Raw genomic sequence first — 21,369 nt, 5'->3', positions numbered from 1 at the left:
CAACCGGGCCGTAGGTACACGTACGTACTGCTCGTACTGCTGGTACTGCTATGAAGTTGCTGTCAGCCCGCCAGGCGGCGGCCGGCCTCGGCGAGGCGGTCCGCGATGGAGCCGTTGATGATCTCGTCACCGACCTGCACCTGGATCCCGCCGACGACCTCGGGGTCCACGTCGAGGTTGAGGTGCATCGGGCGGCCGTAGAGCTTCGCGAGGGCGGCGCCGAGGCGCTGCTTCTGCGGGTCGCTCAGCGGGACCGCCGAGGTGACGACGGCGACCACGCGGTTGCGGCGATCGGCGGCGAGCTTGGACAGGGACTCGAGGCCCGTCTCCAGGCTACGTCCTCGCGCCGCGGTCACAAGGCGCGTGACCAGCCGTTCCGTGACCGGCTTGGCCCGGCCCCCGAGCAGGCTGCGCAGCAGCGCGGCCTTGGCCGGGGCGGTGGCCTTGCGGTCGGTCAGCGCGGCCCGCAGCTCCGTGCTGGAGGAGACGATCCGGCCGAACCGGAACAGCTCGTCCTCGACGTCGTCGAGGGTGCCGTTCTTCTCCGCGGCGGTGAGGTCGGCGGTGTCCGCCAGTTCCTCCAGGGCGTCCACCAGGTCGCGCGACTGCGACCAGCGGGAGCGCACCAGGCCGGACACCAGGTCGGCGGCGGTGCCGCTGACCTGGGTGCCGAGGAGGCGCTGCACGAGCTGGGCCTTGGCCTCGCCGGTCTGCGCCGGGTCGGTGAGGACCCGGCGCAGGCCCACCTCGCGGTGGAGCAGCGCGGTGACGGAGGCCAGCTCGTCGGCGAGCGAGCCGGCGTCCACGGACGTGGAGTCCGTCAGCGCGTCGAGACGCTCGCGTGCGGCGGCCAGGGCCTCGCGGCTCGCTCCGTTCATCGGGTCGCCTCTGCCTTCTCCTCGAGGTCATCGAGGAAGCGGTCGATGACGCGGCTCTGGCGGGCGTGGTCCTCCAGGGACTCGCCGACCAGCTTGCCGGCCAGCTCCGTGGCGAGCTTGCCGACGTCCTGCCGCAGCGCGGACGCGGCGGCCTTGCGGTCGGCCTCGATCTGGGCGTGACCGGCGGCGATGATCTCCTCACGCTGCCGCTGGCCTTCCGCGCGCATCTCGGCGATGAGCGTGGCGCCCTGCTCCTGCGCCTCCTGGCGCAGGCGCGCGGCCTCGTGCCGGGCCTCGGCGAGCTGGGCCTTGTACTGCTCGAGGACGCTCTGGGCCTCGGTCTGCGCGGCCTCGGCCTTCTCGATACCGCCCTCGATGGCCTCACGACGCTCGTCCAGAACCTTGTTGATGTTCGGGAGGAGCTTCTTGGCGAGGAAGCCGAAGACGATGACGAAGGCGATCAGGCCGATGACGAGCTCCGGCCACGGCGGGATGAGGGGGTTCTCCTTCTCACCCTCAGCCGCCAGGAAAACCAGGGCGGGGTTCACATCAGTGCCTTTCGTCGAAAGAGTCGGTCGTCAGGCCGTCTTAGTAGACGAACGGCATGACGAGACCGATCAGGGCGAGCGCCTCACAGAAGGCGAAACCCAGGATCTGGTTGGCGCGGATCAGGCCGGCCGCCTCGGGCTGACGGGCGAGGGCCTGGGTGCCGTTACCGAAGATGATGCCGACGCCGACGCCGGGGCCGATGGCGGCCAGGCCGTAACCAACGGAGCTGAGCGAACCTTCGACAGCGGCAAGGGTGTTGGACATGCCAGTTCTTCCTTTTCTTTACGGACCGGTGGGGGTTGGCCACCGGACGGCTGGGGCGAGCCGGGACGCTCAGTGGTGCTCGGCGAGCGCGCCCTGGATGTAGGAGCAGGTCAGCAGGACGAAGACGTAGGCCTGGACTGCCTGGATGAAGAGCTCGAAGGCGGTCATGACGATGGTCATGACGAACGAGACACCGGAGTAGGCGATGCCGATGCCGTTCAGCATGTACCAGGTCGCGATCGTGAACAGCACCAGCAGGGTGTGGCCGGCGAACATGTTCGCGAAGAGCCGCACGGCGTGGGTGAACGGGCGGACGATCAGGTTCGAGAAGAACTCGATCGTCATGGCCAGCGGGAGCACCGCGCCGAGGGACTTGTCATAACCGGTGACGTTCTTGAAGAAGCCGACGAAGCCGTGCCTCTTGAAGGTGAGCGAGACCCACAGGATGTAGACGATCGCGGCCAGGACCATCGGGTAGGCGATGATCGAGGTGACCGGGAACTGGGCGACCGGGATGACCGACCAGAGGTTCATCATCCAGACGAAGAAGAACAGCGAGACGATCAGCGGGACGTACTTCTCGCCCTCCCGCTTGCCGATGGTCTCGTAGACCACGCCGCGGCGGATGAAGTCGTAGCCGGCCTCGGCGACCATCTGGAGCTTGCCCGGGACGACCTTCGGACGGGCGAAGGCGGCCCAGAAGAACCCGACGATGATGACCGAACCGAGCAACGCCAGCAGCATCGGCTTGTTGAAGTAGAAGCCGCCGCCGTCCGCGTCGCCCATGAGCGGCTCGAACAGGAACGAGTGCAGGCCCGGAGAGACTGTGTCGAAGCCACACCCGTCGAAGAGGTGGCAGTCGGTCTCGAAGGCGAGCACCTGCGTCGGGTCAGCACTCACCGCGGGCTCCTTCATCGTGGCGCATGGGTACGGCAACCTCGTTGTGTCGGCGCGGCGCTGGGCCGCGGTTCGGCACGGGACTGGTGTTACGGATGTGGGGGCGGCTGTGGGGCATCTCGCCTCGCGAATGAGCAGGCGTCAGCTGAGATGCCCGCGCCCGCGATGCCGCAGTTGGCACCGGACGATAGCAGGACTTCACGTGCCTCTTTATCCCGGCCCTACCCCTCACGACGTATGCCCCGTCTTCTGGGGCTTGTCGTCCGCCGAATCCGGTTCGACGTAGAGGATCTTGGCCTTCATGTGCGCGCGGGTCTGGGTCGCGATCCACACGAGGGTGCCGACAACCAACGTGATCGCGAAAGACCGGGGGTTGAACAGCGACGTGTTCTTGAACGCGGCGAGGAAGATGAACAACAGCAGGATCTGTGCCGCGTAGAGCATCAGGCCCATCGCCTGGAAAAGGTGCGGAAGCGATTTCGCGGTGCGCTGCAGGACATACAGACCGATCCCCATGAAGAGGATCACCACCAGCGTCGCGACGAGCGCCCCGACCGCTCCCTTGCCACCGGCGACCACACCACTGACGACGGCGGCGATGGCGCCGACGGCAGCTGTGGGCACAGCGGCCTGGAGCAGGATCCGGACGTCATTGGACGGCATGGCGGCAACTCCGCTTTTTCACAGGGGGCAGGGTGTCGTCATGGACGAGCGTAGTCCCGGGCTGAGTGGGGTCCTCACGGCCGAGCGACCGTCACTGTGCGGCCCTTCGGCTCTATCCGGGAGTTCTCGTGAACCGTATCACAAACTATTTGATGAGGTCTTTACCTGAGCGTGTGCTCGCTGTCACACATGAGGGTGACAGTGCGCGTTTGTGCAAACACAGCGCCTGCTTGTCTGGTAATGGGGAGCTTTGCTCCCCCACGACTTGGCAATGCTCTAGTCAGATTCTTACCTTGGCAGCCGCGAACGAGGGCCGACGGCTGTCGCGCCATTGACGCCCGGGACTCCGGAGACACCCGCCGGCACCCGCTCGCCGTGATCGTCATGGTCGCCGTGGTCGTCGCGGTTGTCGCGGTCGTCGCCCTCCGCGTCGGGCACGTCCTGCTCCGGCTTCGCCCCGGCGGCCGGAGTCCCCACCGCGCGGCGCCGGTAGCGGGGCGGCACGATGCGCTGCGCCCACAGCGGGGCGCGCGGCGTGAACCGCGGCAGCAGGAGCAGCCCGAGGCCCACCGCGCTGAGGAAGACCACGCCCAGCACGATCCACATGGACGCCGCGTTGACCGAGTAGGCGAGGGCGCCGAAGGCGATGAGCGCCGACCAGAAGTACATGATGAGGACGGCCCGGCTGTGCGAGTGCCCGACCTCCAGCAGCCGGTGGTGCAGGTGCCCCCGGTCCGCCGCGAACGGCGACTGGCCGCGCCAGGTGCGCCGCACGATGGCCAGGATCAGGTCGGCGGCCGGGATGGCGATGATGGTCAGCGGCATCAGCAGCGGGATGTAGACCGGCACCATCTGGTGCACGGTGTTGCGCTCCGAGCCGGAGAACAGCTGCATCGCGTCCGGGTCGACCTGTCCCGTCACCGAGATCGCGCCCGCCGCCAGCACCAGGCCGATCAGCATCGAGCCGGAGTCGCCCATGAAGATCCGCGCGGGGTGCATGTTGTGCGGCAGGAAGCCCACGCACATGCCCATCAGGATCGCGGCGAACAGCGAGGCGGGAGCGGCGGCCTCGATGCCGTACGAGTACCAGATCCGGTAGGCGTACATGAAGAACGCCGCCGCCGCGATGCACACCATGCCGGCGGCCAGTCCGTCGAGGCCGTCCACGAAGTTGACCGCGTTGATGGTGATGACGACCAGGGCGACGGTCAGCAGGGTGCCCTGCCCCTGGGTCAGCGCCACGTTGCCCACGCCCGGGATGGGCAGCCACAGGATCGTCAGACCCTGCACCACCATCACGCCCGCGGCGATCATCTGGGCGCCCAGCTTGATCAGGGCGTCGATCTCGAACTTGTCGTCCAGGACGCCGATCAGCCAGATCACGGCCGCGCCCGACAGCAGCGCCCGCGGCTCGTTGGAGGTCTCGAAGACCTCGCTGAGGTTGGTGAGGTGGTCGGCGACCAGCATGCCCGCGCACAGGCCGAAGAACATGGCGATACCGCCGAGCCGCGGAGTGGGTTCCCGGTGCACGTCCCGGGCCCGGATCTCCGGCATCGCCCCCGCCACGATCGCGAACTTCCGTACCGGCCCTGTGAGCAGATAGGTCACCGCGGCCGTGATGCAGAGCGTCAGGAGGTATTCACGCACGGGCTTCCCCACAGGTCTCGCTGGCCATTCCAGGCCCACACCCTAGCGATGCGCGCATACGGGTGAGGACTTCCGGGTAGCGACGATGGTTGCACGTGTGGCTGTGCACGTGTGGGCGCCTACCCCGCTTCTTCACGGATACGGCGGAAACGCGGCGGCCAGCCCGCGGACCTCCTCGCGGGCCCGCACGGCCCGCGTCCCGCCCGTGAGCACCCCGGCCAGCAGCCCGGCGACGGTCCGCATCTCGCTCTCCCGCATGCCCTGCGTGGTGAGCGCCGCGGTGCCCAGCCGCAGGCCACGGGCGTCGGCGGCCATGCCGGGCGCCGCCGAGCCGTGCGGGAGCGCGCAGCAGTCCAGGACCATCCCGGCCGCCGCCAGCCGGGTCCGGGCGGTGCGCCCGTCGACGCCGAGCGGGGCCGGGTCGGCGGTCACCATGTGGGTGTCCGTGCCGCCGGTGATCACCACCAGGCCCTCGGCGGCCAGCCGGTCGGCGAGCACCCGGGCGTTGGCGACGACCTGACGGGCGTACGCCGCGAAGGCCCCGGTCGCCGCCTCGCCGAAGGCGACCGCCTTGGCCGCGATGGTGTGCATCTGCGCACCGCCCTGGGTGAACGGGAAGACGGCCCGGTCCACCCGCTCGGCCAGTTCGCTCCCGCACAGCAGCATGCCGCCGCGCGGTCCGCGCAGCACCTTGTGGGTGGTGGCGCAGACGATGTCGGCGTACGGCACCGGACTGGGCGCCACTCCCCCGGCGACCAGCCCGATCGGGTGCGCGGCGTCCGCGACGAGGTAGGCGCCCACCTCGTCGGCGACCTCGCGGAAGGCGGCCCAGTCGAGGTGGCGGGGGTAGGAGATCGAACCGCACACGATCGCCTTGGGCCGGTGGGTGCGGGCCAGGGCGCGCACCTGGTCGTGGTCGACGAGGCCGGTCTCCGCGTCCACGCCGTAGCCGACGAAGTCGAACCAGCGGCCGGAGAAGTTGGCGGGCGACCCGTGGGTGAGGTGGCCGCCGTGCGGCAGGCCGAGGGCGAGGACGGTGTCCCCGGGGCGCAGCAGCGCCGCGTAGGCGGCCAGCACCGCCGAGGAACCGGAGTGGGCCTGCACATTGGCGTGCGCGGCGCCGAACAGGGCCGTGGCCCGCCGCACGGCGAGCCGCTCGGCGAGGTCGACCAGTTCGCAGCCGCCGTGGTGCCGGGCGCCCGGGTAGCCCTCGGCGTACTTGTTGGCGAGCGGGGAGCCGAGCGCGGCCAGCACGGCCGGCGAGGTGAAGTTCTCGGCGGCGGTGAGCTGGAGGGTGGTCTCCTGCCGCCGGCGCTCGGCGAGCAGGATCTCGGCCAGCTCGGGGTCCTGCCGGCCGATGGCGTCGTCGGCCTCGTGGTGCAGGGGGTGGGTGACCGACATGGCGCACTCCGGACGTGCTGCGAGGTGTCTGGCTCAGTCCACAGTAGGCCCGGTGCGTCCGGTGCGCGCGGTCGTCAGGTCCGGGCGGGTACGCCGGTGAGGGCGGTGACCACCGGGTCGAGCGCCTGGTGTATCTCGTCCCCGATCGACCGGAAGAACGGCAGGGGCGCCCCGTACGGGTCGTAGACCTCGTCCGCCTCGGCGGTCGGGGCCAGCAGCCAGCCGCGCAGCGCCGCCGCGGCCCGGACCAGGGCGCGGGCGCGGGTGACCAGGCCCTCCTCCAGGGAGGGCAGGGTGGCCGGGTCGATGGCGTTCACCAGGCGCGTGAACTCCTTCAGCGTGAAGGTGCGCAGGCCCGCGGAGTGGCCCATGGAGATGACCTGGGCGCGGTGGTCGCGGGTCGCGGTGAGCACCAGGTCGGCGCGGATGACGTGCTCGTCGAGCAGCTCGCGGCCGGTGAAGCCGGTGGCGTCCGCGCCGAAGTCGGCCAGCACGGTCTCCGCGTTGGCCTCCATCGGGGCGCCCTCGTGCCCCCAGGTGCCCGCGCTCTCCACGACGAGCCCGCCGCCCAGGATGCCGAGCCGCTCCGTCACGAAGTGCCGGGTCAGCCGCTCGGTGATGGGCGAGCGGCACACGTTGCCGGTGCTGACGTGGAGGATGCGGAAGCTGTCGCGCGGCAGGCCGACGAAGGTGGTCGTCTGCTCGTTGATACCGCCTATGCCACGCCCCGCCTCAGGGGCCGTCAATTCGCCACCTCGAGGTCGGGTACGACCTTCCTCAGTTCCTCCGCCGACAGCGCGCCGGCCCGCAGCAGCACCGGGACCTCGCGGGTGACGTCGACGATGGAGGACGGGACGTTGCCCGGGGTGGGGCCGCCGTCCAGGTAGACGGAGACGGAGTCGCCGAGCATCTGCTGGGCGGCGTCGCAGTCCTCCGGCGCCGGGTGGCCGGTGAGGTTGGCGGAGGAGACGGCCATCGGGCCGAACTCGGTGAGCAGCTCGATGGCGACCGGGTGCAGCGGCATGCGCACGGCGACGGTGCCCCGGGTGTCACCGAGGTCCCACTGGAGGGACGGCTGGTGCTTGGCGACCAGGGTGAGCGCGCCCGGCCAGAAGGCGTCGACCAGTTCCCAGGCCAGCTCGGAGAAGTCGGTGACCAGGCCGTGCAGGGTGTTCGGGGAGCCGATGAGGACGGGGCTGGGCATGTTGCGGCCCCGGCCCTTGGCCTCCAGCAGGTCGCCGACGGCCTCCGAGGAGAAGGCGTCGGCGCCGATGCCGTACACGGTGTCCGTCGGCAGCACCACCAGCTCGCCACGGCGGACCGCGGACGCGGCCTCACGCAGACCCGTCACGCGGTCGGTCGCGTCATTGGTGTCGTATCGCCGTGCCATGTCTAGCGGTCCTCCTCGTACACGTACTGCGAGTTAGAAGTGTCGGGACGGGTCACGGCAGCGCCTTGCGGGCGGTCGCGAACCGGGGGCGGTTGTTGAGGTCGGGGTGGTCGGCCGCGTCGGCCCAGCCCCGCTCCTCGGTGAAGATCCAGGGCACCTGGCCGCCCTGGGTGTCGGCGTGCTCGACGACGACGACACCGCCGGGCCGCAGCAGCCGGTGCGCGGTGCGCTCCAGGCCGCGGATCAGGTCGAGGCCGTCCTCGCCGGAGAACAGCGCCAGCTCGGGATCGTGGTCGCGGGCCTCGGGGGCGACGTACTCCCACTCGGTGAGCGGGATGTACGGCGGGTTGGAGACCACCAGGTCGACCTGGCCGTCGAGGTCGGGGAAGGCGGTCAGGGCGTCGCCCTGACGCAGGTCGACCCTGGACCCCTCCATGTTCTTCCGCGTCCACACCAGGGCGTCCTCGCTCAGCTCCACGGCGTGCACGCGCGAGCGCGGCACCTCCTGGGCGAGGGCGAGCGCGATGGCGCCGGAGCCGGTGCACAGGTCGACGATGCAGGGCTCGACGACGTCCATGGCGCGTACGGCGTCTATGGCCCAGCCGACGACGGACTCGGTCTCCGGGCGCGGCACGAACACCCCGGGGCCGACCTGGAGCTCCAGGTAGCGGAAGTAGGCGCGTCCGGTGATGTGCTGGAGCGGCTCACGGGCCTCGCGGCGGGCGATGACCTCCCAGTACCGGGCGTCGAAGTCCGCGTCCTTGACGGTGTGCAGCTCGCTCCGCTTGACGCCGTGCAGATACGCGGCGAGCTCCTCCGCGTCGGTGCGCGGCGAGGGCACGCCGGCGTCGGCCAGCCGCATGGTGGCCTGGGCCACCTCCGCGAGCAGCAGGTTCACGCTGGTCCTCCGAAGCTGAGCTGGGTCCGGTGCTGGTTCAGGCGGCCGCGAGCTTGGCGGCCGAGTCCGCGTCGACGCACGCCTGGATCACCGCGTCGAGGTCGCCGTCCAGGACCTGGTCCAGGTTGTACGCCTTGAAGCCGACGCGGTGGTCGGAGATGCGGTTCTCCGGGAAGTTGTACGTACGGATCTTCTCGGAGCGGTCGACGGTGCGGACCTGGCTGCGGCGGGCGTCGGCGGCCTCCCTCTCCGCCTCCTCCTGCGCCGCGGCGAGCAGCCTGGAGCGCAGGATACGCATCGCCTGCTCCTTGTTCTGCAGCTGGCTCTTCTCGTTCTGGCAGGAGGCGACGACGCCGGTGGGCAGGTGCGTGATGCGCACCGCGGAGTCGGTCGTGTTGACGGACTGCCCGCCGGGCCCGGAGGAGCGGTAGACGTCGATGCGGAGGTCGTTGGGGTTGATCTCGACGTCGATCTCCTCGGCCTCGGGGGTCACGAGGACACCTGCGGCGGAGGTGTGGATGCGGCCCTGCGACTCGGTGGCCGGCACGCGCTGCACGCGGTGCACGCCGCCCTCGTACTTCAGCCGCGCCCAGACGCCCTGCCCCGGCTCGGTGGCGCCCTGGCCGCCCTTGGTCTTCACGGCGACCTGGACGTCCTTGTAGCCGCCCAGCTCGGACTCGGTGGAGTCGATGATCTCGGTCTTCCAGCCGACCCGCTCGGCGTACCGCAGGTACATGCGCAGCAGGTCGCCCGCGAAGAGGGCCGACTCGTCGCCGCCGGCGCCCGCCTTGATCTCCAGGATGACGTCCTTGTCGTCGCTGGGGTCGCGCGGGACGAGCAGCAGCCGCAGCTTCTCGGTCAGCTCCTCGCGCTGTTTCTCCAGCTCCTTGACCTCGGCGGCGAAGTCCGGGTCGTCGGCGATGAAGCCGCGCGCGGTCTCGATGTCGTCGCCCGTCTGCTTCCAGGAGCGGAACGTGGCGACGATCGGGGTCAGCTCGGCGTACCGCTTGTTCAGCTTGCGCGCGTTGGCCTGGTCGGAGTGGACCGACGGGTCGGCGAGCTTCTTCTCCAGGTCGGCGTGCTCGGCGACGAGTTCCTCGACGGCCTCGAACATCTTGGGGCTCCTGCTACTGCGAGGGCTACTGCGGGAAGGGGGGCGAAGGCGGGCGACCAAAAACGCCGGTCCCGGCGCGCCCGGTGAGGGGGCGCGGCCGTGGACCGGCGAATCGGGGCTCGCTACTTCTTGGAGCCGGCGGCAGCCTTGCCGAAGCGGGCCTCGAAGCGGGCCACACGGCCACCGGTGTCGAGGATCTTCTGCTTGCCCGTGTAGAACGGGTGGCACTCGGAACAGACCTCGGCACGGATGGTGCCGGACTCGATGGTGCTGCGGGTGGTGAACGACGCGCCACAGGTGCAGCTGACCTGCGTCTCGACGTACTCGGGGTGGATGTCGCGCTTCAAGGTGTCTCCTAGGTTCGGGAGGGCGCCGGGTCGCTGCCGCGGGATGCGGGGGCGTGAACCGGAGCCGACGTACCAGTCTGCCAGGACTGGGGCCATCCCCCAAAACCGGGGGCGGGGCCGGGATATTCCGGCGCTGCTATTCGTTGCTGACGACGCCGTCGGCGCCGCCTGCCGCCGTGCCTTCGGTGGCCGTCTTCGGGATCGCCTTGTCGCTCTTCAGCGCGTCCCACACCTGCTGGGCCTTGGCCTCCTCCACCAGGACCCGGTTGGCGTCGGCCGGGTCGTACTGGACCGGCATCGTGACCATGTTCATGTGGGCCGGGGTGATGTTCTTCAGGCCGGCGGCGAAGGACATGAGCTTGTTGACCGAGCCGAGGCCGGTGTCGGTGGTCACCGTCTTGGTGGCGGTGTCGGCGAGGTCGACGAGCTTCTTGGGGCTGGTGAGGACGCCGATGTCCTTGACCCGGTCGACCAGGGCCTTGACGAACGCCTGCTGGAGCTGGATGCGGCCGAGGTCGGAGCCGTCGCCGACGCCGTGCCGGGTGCGGACCAGGCCGAGGGCCTGTTCGCCGTCGAGGGTGTGGGTGCCGGCCTCGAGGTCGAGGTGGCTGTCGGGGTCGGAGATGTCCCGCGTGGTGGTGATCTCGACGCCGCCCAGTTCGTCGATGAGCTGCTGGAAGCCGCTGAAGTCGACCTCCAGGTAGTGGTCCATGCGCAGGCCGCTCAGTGACTCGACGGTCTTGACGGCGCAGGCGGCGCCGCCGGTGGCGTACGCGGAGTTGAACATCACGCCGCTCGCGGCGGCGTGCGCCGTGCCTGCGGTGTCGGTGCACTCGGGGCGGTCGACGATGGTGTCGCGCGGGATGGAGACCACGCCGGCCTTCTTGTGGCCCTCGTGGACGTGCACGACCATCGCGGTGTCGGAGCGGGCGGTGCCGTCGTCGGTGCCGCCGCCGACCTTGTCGTTGCCGTCGGCGCGGGTGTCGGAGCCGAGGACGAGGATGTTCTGGGAGCCGTTGTCGGCCTTGGCCGGCCGGTCGGTGCCGAGGGCCTGGTCGATGTCGACGCTCTCGAGGTTGCCGTTCAGCTTGAGGTAGAGGTAGCCGGCGCCGCTGCCGCCCAGGACGACGATGCCCGCCGTGGTCCAGGCCGCGATCAGCAGGCCCTTGCGCCGTCCGCTGCGGGGCTTGCGGCGGCGTCCCTTGCCCCGGTGGCGCGGCCCGCTGGTGCCGGCCTCCCCGGGTATGCCGGGTTCCGGCGTGCGCTCGGCAGACATGTGCTCCTCGACTCTCGTGCGGCGGCTGTACCCCCTGCTGTCGGTGCCGGATCTTCTCTACGGCACCATCGTCGCCCCGTTCGGCCGGACGGAGAAACCCGGGCAAGGGTTGCACGGGGCGCTGTGCGCGAGCTGTGCCACATCCGTGACCGTACGTGTCCGGCGTTGTCCGGAGATACGCCGCCCACCTGGGCTTTCTCCCGTTTCGGGCACGGTGCTCATCTCGCGGACGGACACGCTCCGTGTGGGAAAGGTCTCCCGGACCCGCACATGCGGAAGGCCGCCCCCGTGGTGCGGGAGCGGCCTTCGCGTGATCGTCGGACGACGTCAGTCGCCGTTGCCGGGCGTCGGGGTCGTCTTCTGGATCTGGAGCAGGAACTCGGCGTTCGACTTCGTCTGCTTCATCTTGTCCAGGAGCAGCTCGATCGCCTGCTGCGAGTCGAGCGCGTGCAGCACCCGGCGCAGCTTCCAGACGATGCCCAGCTCCTCGCCGCCCAGCAGGATCTCCTCCTTGCGGGTGCCGGACGCGTCGACGTCCACCGCGGGGAAGATGCGCTTGTCGGCGAGCTTCCGGTCGAGCTTGAGCTCCATGTTGCCGGTGCCCTTGAACTCCTCGAAGATCACCTCGTCCATGCGGGACCCGGTGTCGACGAGCGCGGTGGCGAGGATGGTCAGCGAGCCGCCGTCCTCGATGTTGCGCGCGGCGCCGAAGAAGCGCTTGGGCGGGTACAGGGCGGTCGAGTCGACACCACCGGAGAGGATGCGGCCGGACGCCGGGGCGGCGAGGTTGTAGGCACGGCCCAGACGCGTGATCGAGTCGAGCAGCACGACCACGTCGTGACCCAGCTCGACGAGGCGCTTGGCGCGCTCGATGGCCAGCTCGGCGACGGTGGTGTGGTCCTCGGCCGGGCGGTCGAAGGTCGAGGAGATGACCTCGCCCTTCACCGACCGCTGCATGTCGGTGACCTCTTCCGGACGCTCGTCGACGAGGACGACCATCAGGTGGCACTCGGGGTTGTTGTGCGTGATGGCGTTGGCGACCGCCTGCATGATCATGGTCTTGCCGGTCTTCGGCGGGGCCACGATCAGACCGCGCTGGCCCTTGCCGATCGGCGACACGAGGTCGATGATCCGCGTGGTCAGCACGCCCGGGTCGGTCTCCAGGCGGAGGCGGTCCTGCGGGTACAGCGGCGTCAGCTTGTTGAACTCCGGCCGGCCGCGGCCGTGTTCGGGCGCCATGCCGTTGACGGAGTCGAGGCGGACCAGCGCGTTGAACTTCTCGCGGCGCTCGCCCTCCTTCGGCTGGCGGACCGCGCCGGTGATGTGGTCGCCCTTGCGCAGGCCGTTCTTGCGGACCTGGGCGAGGGAGACGTACACGTCGTTGGGGCCCGGCAGGTAGCCGGAGGTGCGGATGAACGCGTAGTTGTCGAGGATGTCGAGGATGCCCGCGACCGGGATCAGGACGTCGTCCTCGGTGATCTGCGGCTCGGCGGCGATGTCGTCGCGTCCGCGACGGCCCCGGCGGTCGCGGTAGCGCCCGCGACGGCCGCGCCGGCCGCCCTCGAAATCGTCGTCGTCCTGCGGACCGTTGTTGCGGTCCTGGCGTCCGCCGCCCTGCTGCTGGCGCTGCTGGCCGCCGCCCTGGTTCTGCTGGTCGTCGCCCTTGCCCCGGCGGTCCCGGTCACGGTCCCGGCCGCGCTCGCGGCGGTCGCGGCGGCGGCCCTCGCCGCCGTCGGCGTCGGACCGGCCGTCGCCCTGGTGCTGCTGACCGCCCTGGTTCTGGCCCTGGTGCTGGTTCTGCTGCGACCGGTCGGACGTGGCGTCCTTGGGCTCGGTCCTGGCCTCGGCGGCGACCGTCTCGGCCGCGGCGGCCGGGCTGCCCGCGTCGGCGGTGGCGCGACGGCGGCCGCGGCCTGCGGGGACCTCGTCGGCGGCGGGCTGCCCCGGGATCTCGATCTGCTGCTGGGACGACGCGGCCTTCTCGGCGGAATCGGTGGCCTTGGCCGCCTTCTTCTCGGCCTTGTCGGCCTTGTCCGGCTTGCCGGCGGCGGAGCCCTCGTCGCCCGTACGGGTCCGGGAGGTGGCGCGGCGCTTCGGCTTGGTCTCGGCGGCGCCGTCCGCGGCCTTGGCGGGAGCACCGCCCGCGGCCTGCGCTTCCTTGATGACCTCGATCAGCTGGCTCTTGCGCATCCGCGCGGTGCCCCTGATGCCCAGGCCGGAGGCGACCTGCTGCAGCTCGGCCAGCACCATGCCCTCAAGGCCGGTACCGCGGCGCCGCCGGGAGCCGGCACCGCTGGCAGGCGCGGAGGCGTCCGTGGCGGGCGCGGCAGCGGTCTCCTCGACACGTGCGCCCATCAGATCGGTGGTGTCGCTCACGAAGGGTCCTTCCCTGGAGCGGACGTCGGCCTGTCTGGCTCGGCGACCGGTTGTGCTGTCCGGCTTCGGTCCTTGCTGTGCGAACCGTGCCGGGGCGGTGGTCCGCCCAATCGGCGGAAGAGATATCTGGTGATGGCGCTTCCCCTGGCCGTGGCACCCGGTGTCTGTGTCAGGTGGCCTGGTCGCGCCGGTTCCGGAGCGTTTCCGGACCGCTCAGTGTCGATGGACGCCGTACTGCCCGCGTACGGCGCTCACCGCACAAGGCGGTTTGGGGGGCTCCCGGAAGAATGTCTGTCCCGGACGGGGACACGAGGCACCTCGCCATGGTGGCGCCGGGTGCAGACTTGAGATTAACACTACCGGATCCAACAAATATTCCCCCTCTCGAAATCCGGCAACCGTGCGCGTCTAAACGTCATGGGAGGGCGCGAGCGGGAGCACGCAGGCTCCCTTGAGGTCCAGGCTCAGCCGGTTGGCGGCCCACTCCTCACCCGCCAGCGCCTCGACCTTGTCGGCGGTGCCGGCGTCGGCCAGCGCCATGACCGTGGGTCCGGCGCCGGAGATCACCGCGGGGATGCCGTCGCCCCGCAGCCGCTCCACCAGCGCCGCGCTCTCCGGCATGGCCGGCGCGCGGTACTCCTGGTGGAGGCGGTCCTCGGTGGCCGGCAGCAGCAGCTCGGGACGCCTGGTCAGGGCCTCGACGAGCAGCGCGGCACGGCCGGCGTTGGCGGCGGCGTCGACGTGCGGGACAGAGCGCGGGAGCAGTCCGCGCGCCGTCTCCGTGAGTACCGGCTTCCCCGGTACGAAAACCACCGGAACGATGGAATCGGCGGGCTCCATCCTGATCGCGCGGGCGGCGCCGCCCTCCAGCCAGGACAGGGTGAAGCCGCCCAGCAGACAGGCCGCGACGTTGTCGGGGTGGCCCTCGATCTCGGTGGCGAGGTCGAGCAGCGCGGCGTCGTCGAGCCGGGACTCGCCGCCTATCGTCACCGCGCGGGCGGCGACGATGCCGGCGCAGATGGCGGCGGAGGAGGAGCCGAGGCCGCGGCCGTGCGGAATGCGGTTGGCGCAGACGATCTCCAGGCCGCGCGGCTGTCCGCCCAGCAGCTCGAAGGCGGTGCGCAGGGAGCGTACGAGCAGGTGTTTCTCGTCGCGCGGCAGCGTCTCGCTGCCCTCCCCCGCGATGTCGATGTGCAGCCCGGAGTCGGCCACCCGGACGACCACGTCGTCGTAGAGCCCCAGGGCCAGGCCGAGGGCGTCGAAGCCCGGGCCGAGGTTGGCGCTGGTGGCGGGGACGCGCACCCGGACGGCGGCGGCGCGGAAGGCGGGACCGGCCATCGCTCGTTGACTCTCCTTGAGCTGCGTGATGGTCGAATGGTTTCGATGTCAGTGACGTGTCGAGCTCTCGATGTCGAATGACCTTCGATGAACATCCGATGACGTACGGGAACCCGGGGCCGCCGCTTCCTCCCGGACGGGCGACCGCACCCCCGGCCGCTACCGTCCGCTTTCCGGCCGCGGAGACGGCGCGGCACCGCGGCATATGCGGCGGGCGGGTTCGGTACAGCCTATCGAAGGAAGGTTCTGTGACGACATAGGGCGCACAGGAGGCGCACGATGCGTGTCGCAAGCCCCCCGTGCCACCCCCCGCTTCCGGGGCCCCGCGAGGGGCCCGTCAGGACACTTCCCCGGCGCGCGGTGCTTACGCCTGCCCCGCCGGGGAGACGGGTGTCCCGCCGTGCCGCGGGCTCAGACCAGGCCGAGCCGCTCGGCCGCCGTCGCCGCGTCGACCGGGACGGTGACCGGCTGCGGGGCGCCGGCGACGGCCCAGTCGGGGTCCTTGAGACCGTTGCCGGTGACGGTGCACACGATGCGCTGCCCCGGGTCGACGTCGCCCCGCTCGGCGGCCTTCAGCAGACCGGCGACCGACGCGGCGGACGCGGGCTCCACGAAGACACCCTCCTGGGAGGCCAACAGCCGGTAGGCGCGCAGGATCTCACGGTCCGTCACCTCGTCGATGGCGCCGCCGGACTCGTCCCGGGCGGCCAGCGCGAAGTCCCAGGAGGCCGGGTTGCCGATCCGGATGGCGGTGGCGATGGTGGAGGGGTCCTTGACGACCTCGCCGCGCACGATGGGCGCGGAACCGGAGGCCTGGAACCCCCACATCCGGGGCGTCTTCGTGCTGATCCCGTCGGCGGCGTACTCCTTGTACCCCTTCCAGTACGCGGTGATGTTCCCCGCGTTGCCCACCGGGAGGACGTGGATGTCGGGCGCGTCGCCGAGCATGTCGACGATCTCGAAGGCGGCCGTCTTCTGCCCCTCGATCCGCACCGGATTGACCGAATTGACCAGCGCGACGGGGTAGTTGTCGCTGAGCGCGCGGGCCAGGGTCAGGCAGTCGTCGAAGTTCCCGTCGACCTGGAGGATCTTGGCGCCGTGCACGAGCGCCTGCCCCATCTTGCCGAGCGCGATCTTGCCCTGCGGCACGAGGACGGCGGACACCATGCCCGCCCGTACGCCGTACGCGGCGGCCGAGGCGGAGGTGTTTCCCGTCGACGCGCAGATGACGGCCTGCGCGCCTTCCTCCTTGGCCTTGCTGATGGCCATGGTCATACCGCGGTCCTTGAAGGACCCGGTCGGGTTCGCGCCCTCCACCTTGAGGTGGACCTCGCAGCCCGTGCGCTCGGAGAGCACCTGCGCGGGCACGAGCGGCGTGCCGCCCTCGCGGAGCGTCACGACGGGCGTGCTGTCGGAGACGGGCAGCCGGTCCCGGTACTCCTCGATGATTCCGCGCCACTGGTGGGTCATTGCTGGTTACTCTCCTTCAACCCGCATGATGCTGGCGACACCCCGCACGGTGTCGAGCTTGCGCAACGCCTCGACGGTGCCGCCGAGGGCGGCGTCGGACGCGCGGTGGGTGACGACGACGAGAGAGGCCTCGCCGTCCTTCCCGGACTGGCGGACGGTGTCGATCGACACCCCGTGCTCGGCGAACACCGTGGCCACCTGGGCGAGCACACCCGGCTTGTCGGCGACGTCGAGACTGATGTGGTACCGCGTGACGACCTCGCCCATGGGCGAGACGGGCAGCGCGGCGTACGCGGACTCACCGGGCCCGCGCCCGCCGCCGAGCCGGTTGCGGCAGACGGCGACGAGGTCGCCGAGGACGGCGGAGGCGGTCGGCGCACCACCGGCGCCGGGCCCGTAGAACATGAGCTGCCCGGCGGCGTCGGACTCGACGAACACCGCGTTGTACGCCCCGCGCACACTGGCCAGCGGATGACTGAGCGGAATCATGGCGGGGTGCACCCGGGCCGTGACCGACCCCCCGTCGGCCGCCCGCTCGCAGATGGCGAGCAGCTTGATGGTGCACCCCATCTCCTTGGCGGAGGCGAAGTCGGCGGCGGTGACCTCGGTCATGCCCTCGCGGTGCACGTCGTCGAGGCGTACGCGGGTGTGGAAGGCGATCCCGGCGAGGATGGCGGCCTTGGCGGCGGCGTCGAACCCCTCCACGTCGGCCGTCGGATCGGCCTCCGCGTACCCCAGCGCGGTGGCCTCGTCGAGCGCCTCCTGATACCCGGCCCCAGTCGTGTCCATGGCGTCGAGGATGAAGTTGGTCGTCCCGTTGACGATCCCGAGCACCCGGTTGACCTTGTCCCCGGCGAGGGACTCGCGCAGCGGCCGGATCAGCGGGATGGCGCCGGCGACGGCGGCCTCGTAGTAGAGGTCCTTCTCGTTGGCGTCGGCGGCGGCGTGCAGGGCGGCGCCGTCCTGGGCGATGAGCGCCTTGTTGGCGGAGACGACGGAGGCGCCGTGCTCGAAGGCCGTGGTGATGAGCGTCCGGGCGGGCTCGATCCCCCCGATCACCTCCACCACCACGTCGATGTCGCCGCGCTTGACGAGGGCGGCCGCGTCGGTGGTCACGAGGGCCGGGTCGATGCCGGCCCGCACCCGGTCGGGCCGCCGTACCGCGACCCCCGCCAGCTCCAGGGGCGCCCCGATCCGGGCGGCGAGGTCGTCGGCGTGCGTCGTCATGATGCGCGCCACCTCTGAGCCGACCACTCCACAGCCCAGCAGCGCCACTTTCAGCGGACGCGTACGCATCATCCGACCTCGTTTCCTCATACCGTATGCGGTGGAACCAGTCTCACTCACCGGACGGGACTTTCTGCCCTTCGTCCGGATCGTGAGACATTTATTTCATTTGCGGGGGCCGGTAGACGTGAAGATCTCCGGTCCCCGGCTTTCCCTTCTCAGCCGACGTCGAGGCGCAGCAGGTCCTCCTCGGTCTCCCGCCGCACGATGACCCGCGACGCGCCGTCCCGGACGGCGACGACGGGCGGCCGGAGCACGTGGTTGTAGTTGCTGGCCATGGACCGGCAGTACGCCCCGGTCGCGGGTACGGCGATCAGGTCACCGGGTGCCAGGTCCCCCGGCAGGAACGCGTCCTTGACCACGATGTCCCCGCTCTCGCAGTGCTTGCCGACGACGCGGGCGAGCATGGGCTCGGCGTCGGAGGCGCGGGAGACGAGGGCGACGCTGTATTCGGCGTCGTAGAGCGCGGTGCGGATGTTGTCCGACATGCCGCCGTCGACGGAGACGTAGGTGCGCAGCCCGTCGAGGGGCTTGACGGTGCCGACCTCGTAGAGCGTGAAGGCGGTGGGCCCGACGATGGCCCGGCCGGGCTCGACGGAGATGCGGGGGGTGCGCAGCCTGGCGGCGTGGCACTCGCGGTCGACGATCTCGGTGAGCGCCTTGGCGATCTCGTGCGGCTCGCGCGGATCGTCGTCGCTGGTGTACGCGATCCCGAGCCCGCCGCCGAGGTCGATCTCGGGCAGTTCGACCCCGTGCTCGTCGCGGATGTCCTTGAGCAGCCCGACGACCCGGTGCGCGGCGACCTCGAACCCGGACATGTCGAAGATCTGCGACCCGATGTGCGAGTGGATGCCGACCAGCTCCAGCCCGTCCAGCTGGAGCACCCGCCGCACGGCCTCGGCGGCCTGCCCGCCGGCCAGCGGAATGCCGAACTTCTGGTCCTCGTGCGCGGTGGCGATGAACTCGTGGGTGTGCGCCTCGACGCCGACGGTGATACGGATCTGGACCTTCTGGCGCTTGTTCAGGGATTGCGCGATGTGGGCGACGCGCACGATCTCCTGGAAGGAGTCGAGCACGATCCGCCCGACGCCGGCGCGGACCGCCCGTTCGATCTCGGCCTTGGACTTGTTGTTGCCGTGGAAGGCGATGCGGTCGGCGGGCATGCCGGCGGAGAGCGCGGTGGCGAGTTCGCCGCCGGAACAGACGTCGAGGTTCAGCCCTTCCTCCGCCAGCCAGCGCACGACGGCCCGGGACAGGAACGCCTTCCCGGCGTAGAACACGTCGGCGTCGTCCCCGAAGGCCCCGCGCCAGGCCCTCGCCCGGTCCCGGAAGTCGGCCTCGTCGAGGATGTAGGCGGGGGTGCCGTGCTCCTCGGCGAGCGTCTTCACGTCGACGCCGCCGACGGTGACGGCACCGTCGGCGTTCCGGGCGACCGTGCGGGCCCAGACCTTGGCGTCGAGGTCGTTGAGGTCGGCGGGCGGTGCGGAGTAGTGGCCCTCGGGGAGGACGTCCGCGTGGCGGGGTCCGGCGGGGTGTGCGGAACGGCTCATGGCTCTGGTGACTCTCTCGGTCTCTCGGGTCTCTGGGATCTCTCGGATCAGAGATGGTCGGGCGCGTCGATGCCAAGCAGGGACAGGCCGCCGGCCAGCACCGCCCCGGCGGCTTCGGCGAGCGCGAGCCGGGCACGGTGGGCGGCCGAGGGTTTCTCGTCCCCGACGGGCAGTACGGCGGGGAGCAGCGGCAGTACGGCATCGGCTACGGCGACGAGGTGCCGGGCGAGCCGGTCGGGGGCGTGGTCGCGGGCGGCGGCGGCGAGGACGCGGGGGTGGTCGGCGAGCGCGCCGGTCAGCCTTTCCGTACCCGCGCTGGTGCCGGGCTCGGGGGCGAAGCCGAGGTCGGCGGCGTTGCGGTGGAGGGCGCGGGTGCGGGCGTGGGCGTAGCGGACGCGGAAGAGGGGGTTCGTCTCGCGCTGGGCGAGGTGTTCCGCGGCGCTGGGGCGGGGCCGGTCGTGGGGGGCGGGGTGGAGCAGGGCCCAGCGTCCGGCGTCGGGGCCGAGGGCGAGGGCGGCGGCGGGGTCGGTCACGGGGACGGGGCGGATGGTGGCGTCGAGGTGCTCGGACGTGACGTCGATGGGGGCATCACCCAGCAGCACCGCCCACTCCGGCGGCGGGAGGGCCTCGCAGCTGGTGCGCACGGTCACCCCCTGGGCGCGCAGCAGCCGGGCGACGCTGTCCATGACGACGAGGGCGCGGAGTTCGCGGGGGCAGTGCAGCGAGACCACGTCGGTGCCTGGTCCGTCGGCGTAGCCGTAGCGGGGGCCGCGGCGCAGTATGTCGGCGACGAGGGCGCCGGGGGCGGCGTCACCGAGGGAGAGGTTGAGGAACCCGGGCCCGGTGACGACGACATCGGTGATCCCGTCGACGCCGGCGAGGTAGGACCGCAGCGTTTCGGCGACCGCGTGAGGGGGCTGCCCGGCCGGCCGGGCCAGCTGCAACGCGAGGTTGCTGGCGTAGTCCCCGCATCCCCCTGGCCCCGGCGGCCCGACCACGACCCGCTCAGGGACGGTCACGGTGAGCTTCCCGTCATCGACAGCGCGACGCACCGCGTACAGCAGGGTGCGGGAGAGCTCGACGGGGGTCACGGGACCAGCGTAGGGGAGGAGGGGGGAGGGTAGGCGAACTGGTTTGGGGGGTGTTCCGGGATGTGGACGGGGGGTGCTCTGCCCCTTGGTGTTGATATTGGTGATGCGGTGCCCCGGCGCGCTGGTGACCCGGCGCTGTGGTCGCTGCCGCTACCCGGCGCGCTTGGCGGGCGGCTGCGCGGAGCCGCCCTCCGCCTCACGGCAACCGACCGCGCTCTCCCGGCCGTCACCGCCCCGTGCCCCCCGCTCGGCCAGCCTCCGCACGAGCCCGACCAGCGCGGCGGGTTCGAACGGCTTCGACAGGAAGGCGTCGACGCCGGCACCGAGCCCGGCATCGACCTCGTGCTGACTGCACGCGCTGATGATGGCGAGGGGAAGATCCCGGGTCCGCGGATCGGCACGCAGCCGCCCGGCGGTCCGGAGCCCGTCGAGACGCGGCATGACGACGTCGAGGGTGACGACGTCGGGCCGCACCTGATGAACGACTTCCAGACACTCGGCACCATCGGCCGCGGTCACGACCTCGAAGCCCTCCAGCTCGAGGTTGACCCTGATCAACTGCCGGATGACCTCGTTGTCGTCGACGACAAGGACCCGGCCCGACGCGCCTGGCACACCTTGAGAGTAGGTCGGGACCGGCCATCGCGTCCGGGTTTTCCCCACTTCCACCCCGTGCGGGGAACCATCCGCCGTCCGGCTCCTCCCCCACCCCGGGAAACCCGTTCATGACCACCCCGGACGAGCTGGTAGTGTTCTACCCGTCGCCGCGAGCAACACCACCGCGACCGACACGCCCCCGTAGCTCAGGGGATAGAGCAACGGCCTCCGGAGCCGTGTGCGCAGGTTCGAATCCTGCCGGGGGCACCATCGATTAGGTGCCCAAAGACCCCGTCACCAGCGGAAACGCTGCGGTCGGGGTCTTCGCGTATGTGC

At 71.0% G+C, this 21,369-nt stretch carries 20 protein-coding genes and 1 tRNA gene; 1 reads left to right on the top strand and 20 read right to left on the bottom strand.

From position 1 onward, the window contains the following. Positions 1–62 precede the first annotated feature (62 nt). From ACZ3IG_RS13035 to ACZ3IG_RS12940, 20 genes are all read right to left on the bottom strand, one after another. A complete protein-coding gene (locus tag ACZ3IG_RS13035; protein WP_467431498.1) occupies positions 63–878 on the bottom strand; it encodes a F0F1 ATP synthase subunit delta in 816 nt (271 codons plus the stop codon). Then, a complete protein-coding gene (locus ACZ3IG_RS13030) occupies positions 875–1,426 on the bottom strand; it encodes a F0F1 ATP synthase subunit B (protein ID WP_215165680.1) in 552 nt (183 codons plus the stop codon). The genes ACZ3IG_RS13035 and ACZ3IG_RS13030 overlap by 4 nt, the downstream gene beginning before the upstream one ends. A gap of 40 nt (positions 1,427–1,466) precedes the next feature. Beyond that, positions 1,467–1,691 carry an ATP synthase F0 subunit C gene (gene atpE, locus ACZ3IG_RS13025; RefSeq protein WP_215165679.1) on the bottom strand — a complete coding sequence of 75 codons (225 nt, stop codon included), beginning with the start codon at positions 1,689–1,691 and terminating at the stop codon, positions 1,467–1,469. A 69-nt stretch (positions 1,692–1,760) separates the two neighbouring features. Beyond that, positions 1,761–2,606, bottom strand: a complete 846-nt coding sequence (atpB, locus tag ACZ3IG_RS13020; protein ID WP_215165678.1) for a F0F1 ATP synthase subunit A — start codon at positions 2,604–2,606, stop codon at positions 1,761–1,763. Positions 2,607–2,816: 210 nt separating this feature from the next. Continuing rightward, a complete protein-coding gene (locus tag ACZ3IG_RS13015; protein WP_467431495.1) occupies positions 2,817–3,251 on the bottom strand; it encodes a hypothetical protein in 435 nt (144 codons plus the stop codon). A 288-nt stretch (positions 3,252–3,539) separates the two neighbouring features. After that, positions 3,540–4,898 (bottom strand): MraY family glycosyltransferase, encoded by a 1,359-nt coding sequence (locus ACZ3IG_RS13010; protein ID WP_467431493.1) that lies wholly within the window; start codon positions 4,896–4,898, stop codon positions 3,540–3,542. 132 nt (positions 4,899–5,030) lie between these two features. Beyond that, positions 5,031–6,299 carry a serine hydroxymethyltransferase gene (locus tag ACZ3IG_RS13005; protein ID WP_467431492.1) on the bottom strand — a complete coding sequence of 423 codons (1,269 nt, stop codon included), beginning with the start codon at positions 6,297–6,299 and terminating at the stop codon, positions 5,031–5,033. A gap of 74 nt (positions 6,300–6,373) precedes the next feature. Continuing rightward, on the bottom strand, positions 6,374–7,045 hold the full coding sequence (locus tag ACZ3IG_RS13000; RefSeq protein ID WP_215165673.1) for an arsenate reductase/protein-tyrosine-phosphatase family protein: 672 nt from the start codon (positions 7,043–7,045) through the stop codon (positions 6,374–6,376). Beyond that, on the bottom strand, positions 7,042–7,689 hold the full coding sequence (locus tag ACZ3IG_RS12995) for an L-threonylcarbamoyladenylate synthase (RefSeq protein WP_403544992.1): 648 nt from the start codon (positions 7,687–7,689) through the stop codon (positions 7,042–7,044). Before ACZ3IG_RS12995 ends, ACZ3IG_RS13000 begins: the two co-directional genes overlap by 4 nt. A 52-nt stretch (positions 7,690–7,741) precedes the next feature. After that, positions 7,742–8,587, bottom strand: a complete 846-nt coding sequence (gene prmC / locus ACZ3IG_RS12990; RefSeq protein ID WP_215165670.1) for a peptide chain release factor N(5)-glutamine methyltransferase — start codon at positions 8,585–8,587, stop codon at positions 7,742–7,744. A 37-nt stretch (positions 8,588–8,624) separates the two neighbouring features. Continuing rightward, positions 8,625–9,701, bottom strand: a complete 1,077-nt coding sequence (prfA, locus tag ACZ3IG_RS12985; protein ID WP_467431488.1) for a peptide chain release factor 1 — start codon at positions 9,699–9,701, stop codon at positions 8,625–8,627. 122 nt (positions 9,702–9,823) lie between these two features. Then, the gene (gene rpmE / locus ACZ3IG_RS12980; protein WP_019326867.1) at positions 9,824–10,048 is read right to left on the bottom strand and encodes a 50S ribosomal protein L31; all 225 of its coding nucleotides are present in this window, start codon (positions 10,046–10,048) and stop codon (positions 9,824–9,826) included. Between the two features lie 136 nt (positions 10,049–10,184). After that, on the bottom strand, positions 10,185–11,324 hold the full coding sequence (locus ACZ3IG_RS12975; RefSeq protein WP_467431486.1) for an LCP family protein: 1,140 nt from the start codon (positions 11,322–11,324) through the stop codon (positions 10,185–10,187). Between the two features lie 327 nt (positions 11,325–11,651). Then, the gene (rho, locus tag ACZ3IG_RS12970) at positions 11,652–13,700 is read right to left on the bottom strand and encodes a transcription termination factor Rho (protein WP_467431485.1); all 2,049 of its coding nucleotides are present in this window, start codon (positions 13,698–13,700) and stop codon (positions 11,652–11,654) included. Positions 13,701–14,108: 408 nt separating this feature from the next. Further along, entirely contained in the window at positions 14,109–15,038 is a 930-nt protein-coding gene (thrB, locus tag ACZ3IG_RS12965; RefSeq protein WP_467431484.1) for a homoserine kinase, read from the bottom strand. Between the two features lie 411 nt (positions 15,039–15,449). Beyond that, a complete protein-coding gene (gene thrC, locus ACZ3IG_RS12960) occupies positions 15,450–16,508 on the bottom strand; it encodes a threonine synthase (protein WP_467431482.1) in 1,059 nt (352 codons plus the stop codon). Between the two features lie 6 nt (positions 16,509–16,514). Next, positions 16,515–17,807, bottom strand: coding sequence for a homoserine dehydrogenase (locus ACZ3IG_RS12955; protein ID WP_467431481.1), 1,293 nt, complete (start codon positions 17,805–17,807; stop codon positions 16,515–16,517). A gap of 146 nt (positions 17,808–17,953) precedes the next feature. Beyond that, complete coding sequence (gene lysA, locus ACZ3IG_RS12950) at positions 17,954–19,345, bottom strand: diaminopimelate decarboxylase (protein ID WP_467431480.1); 1,392 nt, start codon at positions 19,343–19,345, stop codon at positions 17,954–17,956. A 47-nt stretch (positions 19,346–19,392) separates the two neighbouring features. After that, the gene (gene nrtL / locus ACZ3IG_RS12945) at positions 19,393–20,436 is read right to left on the bottom strand and encodes an ArgS-related anticodon-binding protein NrtL (protein ID WP_467431477.1); all 1,044 of its coding nucleotides are present in this window, start codon (positions 20,434–20,436) and stop codon (positions 19,393–19,395) included. Positions 20,437–20,586: 150 nt separating this feature from the next. After that, complete coding sequence (locus ACZ3IG_RS12940) at positions 20,587–21,051, bottom strand: response regulator (RefSeq protein WP_467431476.1); 465 nt, start codon at positions 21,049–21,051, stop codon at positions 20,587–20,589. A 177-nt stretch (positions 21,052–21,228) separates the two neighbouring features. Between ACZ3IG_RS12940 and ACZ3IG_RS12935 the strand changes: the two genes are divergently transcribed. Next, positions 21,229–21,303: transfer RNA gene (locus tag ACZ3IG_RS12935), tRNA-Arg, on the top strand. Positions 21,304–21,369 lie beyond the last annotated feature (66 nt).

It is taken from the genome of Streptomyces sp. NPDC016677 (assembly GCF_055562815.1).
Note: the sequence above shows the minus strand (reverse complement) of the source record. Positions and strands in the feature narration are given on the sequence as shown.

Coding starts and splice junctions, on each gene's coding strand:
- thrB (WP_467431484.1), bottom strand. CDS start 15,038: ATGGCCGGTCCCGCCTTCCGCGCCGCCGCCGTCCGGGTGCGCGTCCCC.
- atpB (WP_215165678.1), bottom strand. CDS start 2,606: ATGAAGGAGCCCGCGGTGAGTGCTGACCCGACGCAGGTGCTCGCCTTC.
- ACZ3IG_RS12975 (WP_467431486.1), bottom strand. CDS start 11,324: ATGTCTGCCGAGCGCACGCCGGAACCCGGCATACCCGGGGAGGCCGGC.
- ACZ3IG_RS13035 (WP_467431498.1), bottom strand. CDS start 878: ATGAACGGAGCGAGCCGCGAGGCCCTGGCCGCCGCACGCGAGCGTCTC.
- atpE (WP_215165679.1), bottom strand. CDS start 1,691: ATGTCCAACACCCTTGCCGCTGTCGAAGGTTCGCTCAGCTCCGTTGGT.
- ACZ3IG_RS12955 (WP_467431481.1), bottom strand. CDS start 17,807: ATGATGCGTACGCGTCCGCTGAAAGTGGCGCTGCTGGGCTGTGGAGTG.
- ACZ3IG_RS12995 (WP_403544992.1), bottom strand. CDS start 7,689: ATGGCACGGCGATACGACACCAATGACGCGACCGACCGCGTGACGGGT.
- ACZ3IG_RS13005 (WP_467431492.1), bottom strand. CDS start 6,299: ATGTCGGTCACCCACCCCCTGCACCACGAGGCCGACGACGCCATCGGC.
- lysA (WP_467431480.1), bottom strand. CDS start 19,345: ATGAGCCGTTCCGCACACCCCGCCGGACCCCGCCACGCGGACGTCCTC.
- prfA (WP_467431488.1), bottom strand. CDS start 9,701: ATGTTCGAGGCCGTCGAGGAACTCGTCGCCGAGCACGCCGACCTGGAG.
- ACZ3IG_RS13015 (WP_467431495.1), bottom strand. CDS start 3,251: ATGCCGTCCAATGACGTCCGGATCCTGCTCCAGGCCGCTGTGCCCACA.
- thrC (WP_467431482.1), bottom strand. CDS start 16,508: ATGACCCACCAGTGGCGCGGAATCATCGAGGAGTACCGGGACCGGCTG.